The organism is Mycobacterium paraffinicum (assembly GCF_001907675.1).
In the GTDB taxonomy this organism is placed as follows: Bacteria; Actinomycetota; Actinomycetes; order Mycobacteriales; family Mycobacteriaceae; genus Mycobacterium; species Mycobacterium paraffinicum_A.
In genome coordinates this window covers 45,390-58,497 of the sequence record NZ_MPNT01000017.1, presented here as the reverse complement: position 1 = coordinate 58,497, position 13,108 = coordinate 45,390, and the positions used below count along the sequence as shown (strand labels likewise).

Here is a 13,108-nt window from a genome sequence, read left to right as displayed (position 1 = left end):
CCCTGTCGGGCCGAATTCGCGGCGCTGTCCTGCGGGTATTCCGCCCTGTCTATCGGCGGGCGGGCGGAAAGTATTTCAGCACCCCTTCTTGCACCACCGTCGCGAGGAGCTTCCCGGAGCGGTCGAAGAAGTGGCCGGTGCCGAGCCCGCGCGAGTCCACGGCAACCGGCGACGACGTCGAATACAGCACCCAGTCGTCGAAATCGACCTGCCGGTGAAACCACACCGAATGGTTGGCGGAGGCGGCGAAGATGCGGTCGAACCCCCAGGACAGCCCGTGTGTGGTGATGACCGAGTCCAGCACCGTGGTGTCCGAGGAGTAGATCATGGTCGCGGTGTGCAGGACCGGGTCGTCCGGCAGCTTGCCACCAGCCTTCATCCAAACCCGGTTGTGAGGCAGCCGCTCGCCCTTCTCGCGCATCACCCATGCCGGGTCGTTGGTGTAGCGCCACTCGATCGGCTGCAGGGCGTTGACGAAGTGCGGAACGGTTTCCTCGTAGCCGCGCAGCAGCTCCCCGATCGGCGGCTGGGTTTCGGGCTCGCCGACCTGCGGCGGCTCGACCCCGTGTTCCAGGCCGGGGCCACCGGACATGTACGAGATCATCGCCGTGGACAGCAGCATGCCGTCCTGCACCGCGTCGACGCGCCGATTGGCGAAGCGCCGCTCGTCGCGCAGCCGGGTGACGTGGAACTCGATGTCCTTGGCGGTGTCACCTCCGTTGACGAAGTGCACGGACAGCGCGCTCGGCGGCAGGTCGTCCCGGATGAGGGTGCGGCTGCTCGCGACGAACGACTGCGACATCAGCTGGCCCCCGAACGTCCGCATCGGGTTCTTGGTGGGATGAGACCCGACGAATCGGTCGTCGGCGACCCGGGTGAGGTCGAGGGTCGCTAGCAGTTCCTTGAAATCGGAATCGGTGCCGATCGCGGCCTCTCCTTGGCTCGGTCGCCCGGACGGGCTGGCTTCATTGCCCGACTCCTCCTCGGTCCGCTACGCGGACCGCATCGTCGTCGGGCTAGCTTCATTACCCGACTCCTCCTCGGTCCGCTACGCGGACCGCATCGTCGTCGGGCTAGACGTCGTCCTCCCCGATGCGGTGCACATGGATGAGGTTGGTCGACCCTACTGTGCCAGGTGGCGCGCCGGCCACGATCACCACCAGGTCTCCACGCTTGTAGCGACCGAGTTCCAGCAGCGACTTGTCGACCTGGCGGATCATGCCATCGGTGGACGTCATCATCGGGACGATGAACGTCTCGGTGCCCCAGGTCATGGCGAGTTGGCTGCGCACCTCGGGCCAGGCGGTGAAGGCCAGCAGCGGCAGCGGGGTGTGCAGCCGCGCAAGGCGCTTGACCGTGTCGCCGGACTGGGTGAACGCGACCAACGCCTTGGCGTCCAAGCGCTCGCCGATGTCGCGCGCGGCGTACGAGATCACGCCGCGCTTGGTCCGCGGCACGTGCGTCAGCGGCGGCGCGGCCGTGGAGTTGTCCTCGACCGCGCAGATGATGCGCGCCATGGTCCGGACGGCCGCCAGCGGATACTTCCCCACCGACGTCTCGCCGGACAACATCACCGCGTCGGCGCCGTCCAAGACGGCGTTGGCGACATCGGAGGCCTCGGCGCGCGTCGGCCGCGAATTCTCGATCATCGACTCGAGCATCTGGGTCGCCACGATGACGGGTTTGGCGTTCTCCCGGGCCATCTGGATGGCCCGCTTCTGCACCAGCGGGACCTCTTCGAGCGGAAGCTCGACGCCCAGGTCGCCGCGGGCCACCATGATGGCGTCGAACGCCAGCACGATCGCCTCCAGGTTGTCGACGGCCTCCGGCTTCTCCAGCTTGGCGATCACCGGCACCCGCCGACCGACGCGGTCCATCACCTCGTGGACCAGCTCGACGTCCGACGGCGAACGCACGAACGACAGCGCGACCAGGTCGACCCCGAGGTCGAGCGCGAACGTGAGGTCCTCGATGTCCTTGTCCGACAGGGCGGGGGCGGACACGTTCATGCCGGGCAGCGACATGCCCTTGTTGTTGCTGACCGGACCGCCCTCGACGACGGTGCAGACGACGTCGTCGCCGTCGATGGCATCGACCACCAGACCGACGTTGCCGTCGTCGACCAGCACCCGGTCACCGACGACTGCATCCTCGGCCAGCCTCTTGTAGGTGGTCGACACCCGGTCGTGGGTTCCCTCGCAGTCCGCGACGGTGATGCAGACGGTCTCCCCGTCGGCCCAATACGTGGACCCGGTGGCGAAGCGGCCCAGCCGGATCTTCGGGCCCTGCAGGTCGGCGAGCACCCCGACCGCGCGGCCGGTGGTGTCGGAAGCGGCCCGCACCCGCTCGTAGGCCGCCTTGTGGTCGGAGTAGTCGCCGTGACTGAAGTTCAACCGGGCGACGTCCATTCCCGCCTCGACCAGCGCCAGAATCAGCTCATCCGAATTCGTCGCAGGGCCAAGGGTGCAGACGATCTTCCCGCGTCTACTCACGGCGACCCAGCATAGTCGCGTGGGCCCCTCACGGTCCGACTAAACGGCTTGTCTCCCCGTGAGCGGCTAACCACTCTGAATCGCCGGAAACAGCGGGAAGCCGGGCAGGTTACGCAGCACCGTCCACACGATGACGGCCAGCCCCATCGTCAGCCAGGCCGCCGTCGACGGCGCGGGCTTGCCGCGGCCGCGGCGAACCAGCAGCCATCCGGCCAGCATCGGGATGCCGACCAGCAGGAAAACATTGTCGTTGACGGCGGCCGCCAGGTGACCGTGCAGCAGGTCGTGGGTCATGCGCAGGCCGCCGCAGAACGGGCAGTTCCAGCCCGTCAGCCATTTGAAGGGGCATTGGGGATACAACGAATTCGTGTTGTGCGGGTCGACCAGGGCGACGTAGCCGAGCGCGCCGCCCAGCACCACGGCGGTGCCGGCGGCGACGTAACGGCGCGGGCCGTGACGTCGTTCCACCGCATGGCCGGCGGAATGTGGCTGCGTCACGTTCTCAGGATGCCAGACTGCGCCGGCCGCTAGGTGTTCGACGGCCGGTTCCTTCGCAACCTCCAGCGGCTGCGTGGTGTCTGGTACGGCTCGGCGGCCGAGGCCGGTTCGGCCGAATCCTGTGCCGGCTCTGGCTCGGGCTCGTCGTCTTCTTCGGGTTCGGGCTCTTCTTCAGCCTCGGGCTCGTCGGCTTCGGGCGCATCGGCCTCAGCCTCGGGCTCTTCGGATTCGGGCTCGTCGGCTTCGGGCTCTTCGGCGTCGGGCGCTTCGGCCTCGGGCGCTTCGGCCTCGGGCGCTTCGGCGTCGGGCGCTTCGGCCTCGGGCGCTTCGGCCTCGGGCTCTTCGGCCTCAGCCTCGGGCCCTTCGGCCTCGGCTTTTTCGGCCGCCGCGGTCTCCGGCTCGTCGGCTTCGTCGGCCTTGCCCGTTTCCGCCGCGTCGGCGGATTCGGTGCCAGCCGCGGCCGACGCGGCCGATGCCCCGGCAGCGACGGTTGCGAGCTCTTCCGCCGGCTGTGCTGCCGCGGGTTCCCCGGCCTCCTTGCCGCGCAGGCTCTCGGGGGCCTCCCGCCCCTTCGGCGCCGCCATGATGTACACCACGGCCCCGATGAACACGAAAGTCGATGTGAACGAATTGATCCGGATGCCCGCGATGTGGGTGGCGGTGTCGTCGCGCAGCAGCTCGACGCCGAACCGCCCGATGCAATAGCTGGCGACATACAGCGCGAACAGCCGCCCGTGGCCCAACACGAATCGCCGGTCCGCGTAGACCAATATGGCGAAAACCACGACGTTCCAGATCAATTCGTACAGGAACGTGGGCTGCACGACGAGCGCCACCTGCCCCGTCGAGACGCCGTCCAGCGAATGGGGGTCGATGTACCCCGAGGGGTCGCGGCGGTAGAAGATCTCCAGGCCCCACGGCAGGGTGGTTTCCCGGCCGTAGAGCTCCTGGTTGAAATAGTTGCCCAGCCGGCCGATGGCCTGCGCCAGGACGAGTCCCGGGGCGACCGCGTCAGCGAATGCGGGCAGCGGAATGCCGTGCCGCCGGCACCCGATCCACCCACCCACGCAACCGAGGGCCACCGCACCCCAGATGCCCAGCCCGCCGTCCCAAATACGCACCGCGGCGCCCAATCCGGCGCCGCCGGGCCCCCAATAGGTCCGCCAGTCGGTGGCCAGGTGATAGAGCCGCCCGCCCACCAGCCCGAACGGCACGACCCACAACGCGATGTCGTAGATGACGCCGCGCTGTCCGCCGCGGGCTTCCCAGCGGCGGTCGCCGATCAACAGCGCGACCACGATGCCGGTGATGATGAACAGTGCGTAGGCACGAATGGGCAGCGGCCCAAGGTGCCAGACACCCTGGGGCGGGCTGGGAAAGTACGTCGGCAACGTCGTCATCAGGCGGACGCCTTCTGCCGAACACCGGCGGCCAGTTCCTCGGTCAGTTCCCGCAACGCAGGCAGCCCCCCCTCACCGAGCGCCGACACCAGCGCCGAGCCGACGATGACGCCGTCGGCGTAGCTGCCGATCTGGGCGGCCTGCTCCCGCGACCGCACCCCGAGGCCGACGCCGACGGGTATGTCCGATACCGCCTTCACCCGCCCCACCAGCTCGGGCGCGGCCTGCGACACCGCGTCACGCGCGCCGGTGACCCCCATCGTGGAAGCGGCGTAGACGAATCCTCTTGACGCCGCGACGGTCATGGCCAACCGTTCCGGCGTCGACGAGGGCGCGACGAGAAAAATGCGATCCAACCGATGCTCCTCAGCTGCCGCCAACCACTGCCCGGCCTCGTCGGGGATCAGGTCTGGAGTGATCAAGCCGTGCCCGCCGGCCCCCGCGAGATCCCGCGCGAAGGCGTCGACCCCGTAGCGCAACACGGGATTCCAATAGGTCATCACCACCGCGCGGCCGCCGGCCGCACTGATCGCCTCGACCGCGGCAAGGGTGTCCCGAACCCGCACCCCCCCTTGCAGCGCGGCCTCGGTGGCCCGGGCGATGGTCGGCCCGTCCATGCCCGGGTCCGAGTAGGGCACACCGACTTCGATGATGTCGCAACCGGATTCGACCAGGGTGAGCATTCCGTCCACCGAACCCCGCACGTCGGGGTAGCCGGTGGGCAGGTAGCCGATCAAGGCCGCGCGATTCTCCTTGCGGCACAAGTCGAAGACGGGCCCCAGCCTGCTGGCTTGCCTCTGTTGCACGCTCATCGCCCGCTGGGCCCCATCAGGCCGAACCATTTCGCGGCCGTCTCGACATCCTTGTCGCCGCGGCCCGACAGGTTCACCACGATGATCGCGCCCCGGCCCAACTCGGGGCCCAGCTTGACCGCACCCGCGACCGCGTGGGCCGATTCGATGGCCGGGATGATGCCCTCGGTGCGGCACAGCAGCGCGAACGCGTCCATCGCCTCCGTGTCGGTGATCGGCCGATATTCCGCGCGCCCGATCTCCTTCAGATACGCGTGCTCGGGGCCCACCCCGGGATAATCCAGACCCGCTGAGATCGAATGGGATTCGATGGTCTGGCCGTCCTCGTCCTGCAGCAGGTACGAGAACGACCCCTGGAAGGCTCCCGGCGATCCGCCGGCGAAAGTCGCGGCGTGCCTTCCCGTCTCGACGCCGTCGCCGGCCGCCTCGAAGCCGACCAGGCGTACCCCCGGATCGTCGATGAACGGGTGAAAGATGCCGATGGCGTTGGACCCGCCGCCGACACAGGCCACGACCGCGTCGGGCAACCGGCCCGCCTGGGCCTGAATCTGAATGCGGGCCTCCAACCCGATGATCCGCTGGAAATCGCGCACCATCGCCGGAAACGGATGCGGCCCGGCCGCGGTGCCGAAGCAGTAGTAGGTGCGCTCGGCGTTGGTCACCCAGTCGCGGAACGCCTCGTTGATGGCGTCTTTGAGCGTCTTGGAGCCGCTCTCGACCGACACCACCTCGGCGCCCAGCAGTCGCATCCGTGCGACGTTGAGCGCCTGGCGCGCGGTGTCGACGGCGCCCATGTAGATGACGCAGTCCAGGCCGAGCAGGGCGCACGCGGTGGCCGTGGCGACGCCGTGCTGGCCGGCCCCGGTCTCGGCGATGACCCGGTTCTTGCCCATCCTCTTGGCCAGCAGCGCCTGACCGAGAACGTTGTTGATCTTGTGAGAACCGGTGTGGTTCAGGTCTTCTCGTTTGAGGAAGATGCGCGCCGATCCGGCGTGCTCGGACAGCCGGATGGCTTCGTACAGCGGCGACGGCCGGCCCGCGTAGTTGGCCTGCAAGTCGTCCAACGTGTCCAGGAAATCGGGGTTGATGCGTTCCTTTTCGTAGGCGGCGGTGACCTCCTCGATCACCGCCATCAACGCCTCGGCCACATAGCGGCCGCCGTACACGCCGAAATGGCCGCCAGCATCGGGTTCGTGGCTGGTCGGTTGGGCGACGGCTGCACTCGGAAGGGGAAGGTCCGGGCGGGACAGATTGACCATCACCAAGGCTCTACGCGGGGACGGCTCATCAGGTTCAACGTTTCAGCGCCGGGACTCTTCAAGTGACTTGACGACTAGCGAGACGGCTTCGGACAAGACGGGTGGGTGCCCGCGGTGACCAGATCGGCGACCGCGGCGCGCGGGTCACCGCTTTTGACCAGACCCTCGCCGACCAAGACGGCGTCCGCGCCCGCGCCGGCGTAGGCCAACAGGTCGCCGGTGCCGCGGACACCGGACTCGGCGATCCTGATCACGTTGCTCGGCAGCCCCGGGGCGATGCGCGCGAAGCAGTCGCGGTCGACCTCCAGCGTCGCGAGATCGCGCGCGTTGACACCGATTACGTTGGCTCCGGCCTTCAGCGCCCGGTCGGCCTCCGCCTCGGTGTGCACTTCGACAAGGGCCGTCATGCCCAGCGATTCGGTGCGGTCCAACATCGACACCAGGGCCGACTGGTCGAGCGCGGCAACGATGAGCAGCAGCATGTCGGCGCCGTGCGCTCGGGCTTCGTGGATCTGATAGGGCTGGACGACAAAGTCCTTGCGCAATACCGGGATCGAGACCGCGGCGCGAACCGCGTCGAGGTCGTCGAGCGATCCGTGAAAGCGCCGCTCCTCGGTCAAGACGCTGATGATCCGGGCCCCGCCGTCCTCGTACGCCCGCGCCAGCTTCGCCGGGTCGGCAATGGTCGCCAAGGAACCCGCCGACGGACTGGCGCGCTTGACTTCGGCGATGACACCGATGCCGGGCTCGCGCAGGGCGGCCATCACGTCGCGCGGCGGCGGCGCGGCGGCGGCGGCGGCTTTGATTTCGGAAAGGCTGATGAGAGCTTCGCGCGCCGCAACATCGGCCCGGACTCCCTCGAGGATGGAGTCAAGCACGGTAGCCGGACTCATGCCTGTTGCTTCCCTTCGCGCTGTTACCCATCGTCACCCCGCGGCCAACTCGACACATCTGAGCCGATTGCGACGACGTGAATGAAGGGTAGCGGCCCTCGGCTCGCGGCCCGTCACCGACCCTCGGTGTCCGAGTCGCGCGGCCGATCGGTCGCGTCCCGCGTTGGGTCACAGCCCTCGTCAAGCGCATCCCAGATCATCCGCTCCGACATTTCCGGCGTCTCCGGCTTCTCCAGCATCGCGCCATCGGCGTCGTCGCGGAGCGCATTTGAGCGGCGCGCCGCGGGCGTCGCATACTTTTCCGCGCTCAACCGAGAACCGCCGGCCGACCGCAGCAACAGGACGGCCGCGACGAGGGTGCATGTGGCGGCGGCCACCGCGATGCCCGCGCCGACGTACCGCCGCTCGCTGCCGACCAGCGACATCACGGCGACGTGCGCCAGATCGGCCCCCCGTACGGCGACGTCCGGCAGCGCCCACAGGCTGACCCCGAGGTATCCGACCGCCAGGCTGGCCAACGCCAGCAGCCCCGCCAGCACGCGCAGCGGCCAGCCGCGCACCGCGATCGCCGCGACGGCCGTCGCCAGCATCAGCACCGCCAACGGCAGCAGCGCCGTCGACCACGACGCGCCGGACAGCGTCACGTCGCGGGGCGGGCTCAGCCCGTCGAACGACCGGATCACCACCCACGGCAGCCGGGACGCCGCCCACAACGCCGCGGCCGACAACACGAGCAACGCCTGCGCCACCCGAACGGAGAGCCGCGCCCGCCGATTCGGCCGCGCCTCAGTCATGGTGGTCGGCATCCGGAGCGGTGAGCGTCTCGGCGGCCGCGATCGCGTTGAGCACCGCGCGCGCCTTGTTGGAGGCCTCGGTGTACTCGTACGGACCGTTGGAGTCGGCCACCACCCCGCCGCCGGCCTGGACATAGGCCGTCCCGTCACGCATCAACGCGGTGCGGATGGCGATCGCGAAATCGGCGTTGCCGGCGAAGTCGAGGTAACCGACCACACCGCCGTACAGACCGCGCCGCGTCTTCTCGACCTCTTCGATCAGCTCCATGGCCCGCACCTTCGGGGCGCCCGACAGCGTGCCGGCCGGGAAGCAGGCCGTCACGGCGTCCAGGGCGGTCCGGCCCTCGGCGAGCATCCCGGTCACCGTGGACACCAGGTGCATGACGTGGCTGTAGCGCTCGATGTGGCTGTAGTCCTCGACGCGCACGGTGCCCGGCGCGCAGACCCGGCCAAGGTCGTTGCGACCCAGGTCAACCAGCATCAGGTGCTCGGCGCGCTCCTTCTCGTCGGCCAGCAGTTCCTTTTCCAGCAGCTGGTCCTCTTCGTCGGTCTGCCCACGCCAGCGGGTTCCGGCGATCGGATGCGTCGTCGCCCAGCCGTCGTGCACGGTGACCAACGCCTCGGGGCTGGAGCCGACCACCGAAAAGTCCGTTCCGCCGGTGCCGTCCGGGACGTGCAGCAGGTACATGTAGGGGCTCGGGTTGGTGACCCGCAGCATCCGGTACACGTCGATGGGATCGACGTCGGTGTCCATCTCGAAGCGCTGGGAGGGGACGACCTGGAAGGCCTCGCCCGCGGCGATCTGCTCGACGAGGTAGTCGACGATCTTGCCGTATTCCTCGACGCTGCGCTGCGAGCGGTACCGCGGCTCGGGCCTGTCGAACGTGGCGACCGTGGACGGCAGCGGCTGCCCCAGCGCCGCGGTCATCACGTCCAGACGGGCGACCGCGTCGTCGTAGGCCTCGTCGACGCGCTCGTCGGTGCCGTTCCAGTTCACGGCGTTGGCGATCAGCGTGATGGTGCCCTCGTGGTGGTCGACCGCGGCGACGTCGGTGGCCAGCAACAGCAGCATGTCCGGGAGGTGCAGGTCGTCGACGGCCAGCTCGGGTAAGCGCTCCAGCCGCCGCACCATGTCGTAGGCGAACAACCCGACCATGCCGCCGGACAGCGGCGGCAGCCCGGGCAGCGCGCCGGTGGCCAGCAGCTCGCACGTGGCCCGCAGCGCGCTCAGCGGGTCGCCGCCGGTGGGTGCGTCCTGCGGCGCGGCGCCCAACCACACCGCCTCGCCGTCGCGGACGGTCAGCGCCGACGGCGCGCCCGCACCGATGAAGGACCAGCGCGACCAGGATCGGCCGTGCTCGGCGGATTCCAGCAGGAAGGTGCCGGGGCGATCGGCGGCCAGTTTGCGGTAGGCCGACAGCGGCGTCTCGCTGTCGGCCAGCACCTTGCGGGTCACCGGAACCACGCGGTGCTCGGCCGCCAGCAGGCGGAAATCCTCTCGTGAGGTCGTCGCGGCGAGGTGGGCGTGCACCGAACCATCCTCCCAGATGGGCCGACGGGGCTCGCGAGCGTGACGTGGCTGCGCTTCCCTGGGTCGAAACCCGCCGCGGCGTTACGCTCGCGGCATGAAAACTGGTGACACGGTCGAGGACTTCGAACTTCCCGATCAGTCCGGCGCGCCGCGCAGGCTCAGCGAGTTGCTCTCCGGCGGTCCGGTGGTGCTGTTCTTCTACCCCGCCGCGATGACGCCCGGCTGCACCAAGGAAGCCTGCCACTTCCGGGACCTGGCCTCCGAATTCGCCGCCGTGGGCGCCAATCGGGTCGGCATCAGCGCCGATCCGGTGCAGAAGCAGGCGAAGTTCGCCGACATGCAGAAGTTCGACTACCCGCTGCTGTCGGACACCGAGGGCACGGTCGCCACGCAATTCGGCGTCAAGCGCGGCCTGCTCGGCAAGTTGCTGCCGGTCAAGCGCACCACCTTCGTCATCGACACCGATCGCAGGGTGCTCGACGTGATTTCCAGCGAGTTCAGCATGGACACCCACGCCGACAAGGCGTTGGAGACCCTGCGCGGCCGGTCAGCGGCTACGGGCTGATCGCCAGGAAGACATAGGCGGCCAGCAGCACCAGGTGCACCTCGCCCTGCAGCCGGGTGGCCCGGCCGGGCACGACGGTGAGCGTGCTGATGACGACGGTCAGCGCCAGCAGTACCAACTGGATCGCGCCCAGGCCGAGCACCAGCGGCCCCTTGAGCCAGATCGACGCCAGCGCGATCGCCGGGATGGTGAGCCCGATGCTGGCCATCGCCGAGCCGTAGGCCAGGTTCAGGCTGGTCTGGATGCGGCCCTGGCGCGCCGTGCGCACCGCAGCCAGGGTCTCCGGCAACAGCACCAGCGCGGCGATCACCACGCCGACGAAGGACTGCGGGAAGCCGACCGCCGTCACCGCGTGCTCGACGGCCGGCGATTCCTCCTCGGCGAGCCCCACCACCGCGGCCAGGGCGACAAACAGCAGCCCCAGACTGCCCAGCGCCTCGCCGCGGCTCGGCGGATCGGCGTGGCTTTCGTCCTCGAAGAGCCGCTTCCGCTGCCCCTTCTGCGCGACCGGCAGGAAGAAGTCGCGGTGCCGTACCGTCTGCGTGAACACGAAGACCAGGTAGAGCAGCAGCGAGACGATGGCCGCGAAGATCAGCTGCCCCGGCGAGAACTCCTTGCCCGAGCCGCTGGTGGTGAACGCCGGCAGCACCAGGCTCAGCGTGGCGAGCGTGGTGAGGGTGGCCAGCGCGGCGCCGCTGCCCTCGGCGTTGAACAGCGTGACGCCGTAGCGCCGCGAACCGAGCAGCAGCGACAGGCCCGCGATGCCGTTCGTGGTGATCATCACCGCGGCGAACACGGTATCCCGGGCCAGCGTCGCGGCCTCGTTGCCCCCGGACGACATCAGCTCGACGATGAGGGCCACCTCGATCACGGTCACGGCGGCGGCGAGCACCAGCGACCCGAAGGGCTCACCGACCCGGGCCGCGACCACTTCCGCGTGCTGCACCGCGGCCAGCACGGCGCCGATCAGAAACACCGCCGCCACGACGACCAACGCCGGGCTCAATTCGTGGCCCCAGGTCAACGCCAGCACCGCGACGGCAAGCAGCGGCACGACCGCGGTCCACGACACCCGTCTCAACATCGCCCGCCATTCTGGTCGACGGCATCCGACCGGGCGAGTTCGGAGCTAGGCCCCGGTCTGCCGGCCGGTGCGACGGCGTCGCCGGAACATTCTTGAGCCGAAAGTCCTCCGACGGTTGCGACAAAAGCCCCTACGTTCGACCGACGGCGTTTTCTACGGTCGCAACATTCGCCTCGGGTTGTTCGGGCTCGGCCAGAGGGAGTCAACACAGCCATATCCGAACGCTGAACTCTCAGCGCGGCCGGAGCGAAGGGGGACGCGGTGCTAGCTACTCGGATCACCGCAGACGGCGACACCAATAGCCCGATTCACAACCATCTCCGGATTGTGAAGTCGGAAGATCGCGACGCCTGGGTTTCCAGGGCACTGTGTCGCACCGGCGACCCGGACGGGTTGTTCGTCCGCGGCGCCGCCCAGAGGAAGGCCGCGGCGATCTGCCGGCACTGCCCGGTGATCCTCGAGTGTGGCGCCGAAGCGCTCGACAACCGAGTCGAGTGGGGCGTCTGGGGCGGGATGACGGAACGCCAGCGACGCGCGCTGCTCAGGCACCACTCCGAGGTGGTGTCTTGGGCCGATTTCTTGGCCGCCACCCGGCGGCAGCAGCGCGCCGCGAATTAATCCGGCGAGGCGGCCGCCCGCGCGCCACAACCTAGGTCCCCGGTTGCAGCAACACGTCGGCGTCGAAGCAGCTGTGATCCCCGGTGTGGCAGGCGCCGCCCACCTGGTCGACCGTCAGCAGCACGGTGTCCCCGTCGCAGTCCAGCCGCACCGAGTGCACGTATTGGGTATTGCCGGACGTCGCGCCCTTGACCCACTGCTCGGCGCGCGACCGCGAAAAATAGGTCGCCTCACGGGTTTCCAGGGTTCGGGCCAGCGCCGCGTCGTCCATCCAGGCGACCATCAGGACGTCGCCGGTGCCGCGCTCCTGCACGACGGCGGTGAACAGGCCTTCGGCGTTGCGCTTGAGCCGCGCGGCGATCTGCGGGTCGAGCGTCATCGCACCGTGATCCCCTCCGCAGCCATCGCGGCCTTCACCTGGCCGATGGTCAGCTCCCGGAAGTGAAAGACGCTGGCCGCCAACACCGCGTCGGCGCCGGCGGCGACCGCGGGCGCGAAGTGCTCGGCCGCGCCGGCGCCCCCGCTGGCGATCACCGGGACCGTGACCGCCGAGCGCACCGCCTGCAGCATCGGCAAGTCGAACCCGGCCTTGGTGCCGTCGGCGTCCATCGAGTTCAACAGGATCTCCCCGACGCCCAGATCGGCGCCGCGCGAAGCCCACTCGACGGCGTCGATCCCCGTCCCGCGGCGTCCGCCGTGCGTGGTGACCTCCCAACCGGACGCCGTCGGCACCGAGTCCGGGGGCACCGTGCGGGCGTCGACCGACAGCACGATGCATTGCGAGCCGAATTGCCTTGCCATTTCCTCCAACAGGTCGGGGCGGGCGATGGCGGCGGTGTTGATCGAAACCTTGTCGGCGCCGGCGCGCAGCAGGACGTCGACGTCGGCAACCGTACGCACGCCGCCGCCGACGGTCAGCGGGATGAAGACCTGCTCGGCCGTGCGGCGCACCACGTCGAGCATGGTGGCCCGCCCCGACGAGGAGGCGGTGACGTCGAGAAAGGTGAGCTCGTCGGCGCCTTCGGCGTCGTAGGCGGCGGCGAGCTCGACGGGATCGCCCGCGTCGCGCAGGTTTTCGAAGTTGACACCCTTGACCACCCGCCCGGCGTCGACGTCCAGGCACGGAATCACCCGCACCGCAAGCCCGTTACCGGACGACATC

At 69.3% G+C, this 13,108-nt stretch carries 14 protein-coding genes; 2 read left to right on the top strand and 12 right to left on the bottom strand.

Going from position 1 to position 13,108, the window contains the following annotated elements:
• Positions 1 to 49 precede the first annotated feature (49 nt).
• From BRW65_RS18735 to BRW65_RS18695, 9 genes are all read right to left on the bottom strand, one after another.
• Complete coding sequence (locus BRW65_RS18735) at positions 50 to 925, bottom strand: acyl-CoA thioesterase II (protein WP_073877192.1); 876 nt, start codon at positions 923 to 925, stop codon at positions 50 to 52.
• Positions 926 to 1,073: 148 nt separating this feature from the next.
• A complete protein-coding gene (gene pyk / locus BRW65_RS18730; protein WP_073877189.1) occupies positions 1,074 to 2,492 on the bottom strand; it encodes a pyruvate kinase in 1,419 nt (472 codons plus the stop codon).
• A gap of 66 nt (positions 2,493 to 2,558) precedes the next feature.
• Positions 2,559 to 2,960: a DUF2752 domain-containing protein gene (locus BRW65_RS18725; RefSeq protein ID WP_073877187.1), complete on the bottom strand. Its 402-nt coding sequence runs from the start codon at positions 2,958 to 2,960 to the stop codon at positions 2,559 to 2,561.
• A 59-nt stretch (positions 2,961 to 3,019) separates the two neighbouring features.
• Positions 3,020 to 4,390, bottom strand: a complete 1,371-nt coding sequence (locus BRW65_RS18720; protein WP_073877185.1) for a prolipoprotein diacylglyceryl transferase — start codon at positions 4,388 to 4,390, stop codon at positions 3,020 to 3,022.
• On the bottom strand, positions 4,390 to 5,202 hold the full coding sequence (trpA, locus tag BRW65_RS18715) for a tryptophan synthase subunit alpha (RefSeq protein WP_073877183.1): 813 nt from the start codon (positions 5,200 to 5,202) through the stop codon (positions 4,390 to 4,392). The genes BRW65_RS18720 and trpA overlap by 1 nt, the downstream gene beginning before the upstream one ends.
• A complete protein-coding gene (gene trpB, locus BRW65_RS18710; RefSeq protein WP_073877181.1) occupies positions 5,199 to 6,461 on the bottom strand; it encodes a tryptophan synthase subunit beta in 1,263 nt (420 codons plus the stop codon). The genes trpA and trpB overlap by 4 nt, the downstream gene beginning before the upstream one ends.
• A 74-nt stretch (positions 6,462 to 6,535) precedes the next feature.
• Positions 6,536 to 7,354, bottom strand: a complete 819-nt coding sequence (trpC, locus tag BRW65_RS18705; RefSeq protein ID WP_073877179.1) for an indole-3-glycerol phosphate synthase TrpC — start codon at positions 7,352 to 7,354, stop codon at positions 6,536 to 6,538.
• A 113-nt stretch (positions 7,355 to 7,467) separates the two neighbouring features.
• A complete protein-coding gene (locus tag BRW65_RS18700) occupies positions 7,468 to 8,160 on the bottom strand; it encodes a TIGR02234 family membrane protein (protein ID WP_432206436.1) in 693 nt (230 codons plus the stop codon).
• The gene (locus tag BRW65_RS18695; protein WP_073877177.1) at positions 8,141 to 9,679 is read right to left on the bottom strand and encodes an anthranilate synthase component I; all 1,539 of its coding nucleotides are present in this window, start codon (positions 9,677 to 9,679) and stop codon (positions 8,141 to 8,143) included. Before BRW65_RS18695 ends, BRW65_RS18700 begins: the two co-directional genes overlap by 20 nt.
• Before the next feature lie 94 nt (positions 9,680 to 9,773).
• On the opposite strand from BRW65_RS18695, the gene BRW65_RS18690 reads away from it, so the two are divergent.
• A complete protein-coding gene (locus BRW65_RS18690) occupies positions 9,774 to 10,244 on the top strand; it encodes a peroxiredoxin (RefSeq protein WP_073877174.1) in 471 nt (156 codons plus the stop codon).
• Here BRW65_RS18690 and BRW65_RS18685 read toward each other — a convergent pair.
• Complete coding sequence (locus BRW65_RS18685; RefSeq protein WP_073877172.1) at positions 10,234 to 11,328, bottom strand: calcium:proton antiporter; 1,095 nt, start codon at positions 11,326 to 11,328, stop codon at positions 10,234 to 10,236. The genes BRW65_RS18690 and BRW65_RS18685 overlap by 11 nt on opposite strands.
• Positions 11,329 to 11,604: 276 nt before the next feature.
• Between BRW65_RS18685 and BRW65_RS18680 the strand changes: the two genes are divergently transcribed.
• The gene (locus tag BRW65_RS18680; RefSeq protein ID WP_073877261.1) at positions 11,605 to 11,946 is read left to right on the top strand and encodes a WhiB family transcriptional regulator; all 342 of its coding nucleotides are present in this window, start codon (positions 11,605 to 11,607) and stop codon (positions 11,944 to 11,946) included.
• Positions 11,947 to 11,977: 31 nt separating this feature from the next.
• Here BRW65_RS18680 and hisI read toward each other — a convergent pair whose 3' ends face one another.
• The gene (gene hisI, locus BRW65_RS18675) at positions 11,978 to 12,325 is read right to left on the bottom strand and encodes a phosphoribosyl-AMP cyclohydrolase (RefSeq protein ID WP_073877170.1); all 348 of its coding nucleotides are present in this window, start codon (positions 12,323 to 12,325) and stop codon (positions 11,978 to 11,980) included.
• Positions 12,322 to 13,107 (bottom strand): imidazole glycerol phosphate synthase subunit HisF, encoded by a 786-nt coding sequence (gene hisF, locus BRW65_RS18670; protein ID WP_073877168.1) that lies wholly within the window; start codon positions 13,105 to 13,107, stop codon positions 12,322 to 12,324. Before hisF ends, hisI begins: the two co-directional genes overlap by 4 nt.
• Between the last annotated feature and the right edge of the window lies 1 nt (position 13,108).

What these genes read in the sequence shown, in the direction of transcription:
- BRW65_RS18690 (WP_073877174.1), top strand. Translation starts at nt 9,774, where the DNA reads ATGAAAACTGGTGACACGGTCGAGGACTTCGAACTTCCCGATCAGTCC.
- BRW65_RS18685 (WP_073877172.1), bottom strand. Translation starts at nt 11,328, where the DNA reads ATGTTGAGACGGGTGTCGTGGACCGCGGTCGTGCCGCTGCTTGCCGTC.
- trpB (WP_073877181.1), bottom strand. Translation starts at nt 6,461, where the DNA reads ATGGTCAATCTGTCCCGCCCGGACCTTCCCCTTCCGAGTGCAGCCGTC.
- hisI (WP_073877170.1), bottom strand. Translation starts at nt 12,325, where the DNA reads ATGACGCTCGACCCGCAGATCGCCGCGCGGCTCAAGCGCAACGCCGAA.
- trpC (WP_073877179.1), bottom strand. Translation starts at nt 7,354, where the DNA reads ATGAGTCCGGCTACCGTGCTTGACTCCATCCTCGAGGGAGTCCGGGCC.
- hisF (WP_073877168.1), bottom strand. Translation starts at nt 13,107, where the DNA reads ATGTCGTCCGGTAACGGGCTTGCGGTGCGGGTGATTCCGTGCCTGGAC.
- trpA (WP_073877183.1), bottom strand. Translation starts at nt 5,202, where the DNA reads ATGAGCGTGCAACAGAGGCAAGCCAGCAGGCTGGGGCCCGTCTTCGAC.
- BRW65_RS18720 (WP_073877185.1), bottom strand. Translation starts at nt 4,390, where the DNA reads ATGACGACGTTGCCGACGTACTTTCCCAGCCCGCCCCAGGGTGTCTGG.
- BRW65_RS18700 (WP_432206436.1), bottom strand. Translation starts at nt 8,160, where the DNA reads ATGCCGACCACCATGACTGAGGCGCGGCCGAATCGGCGGGCGCGGCTC.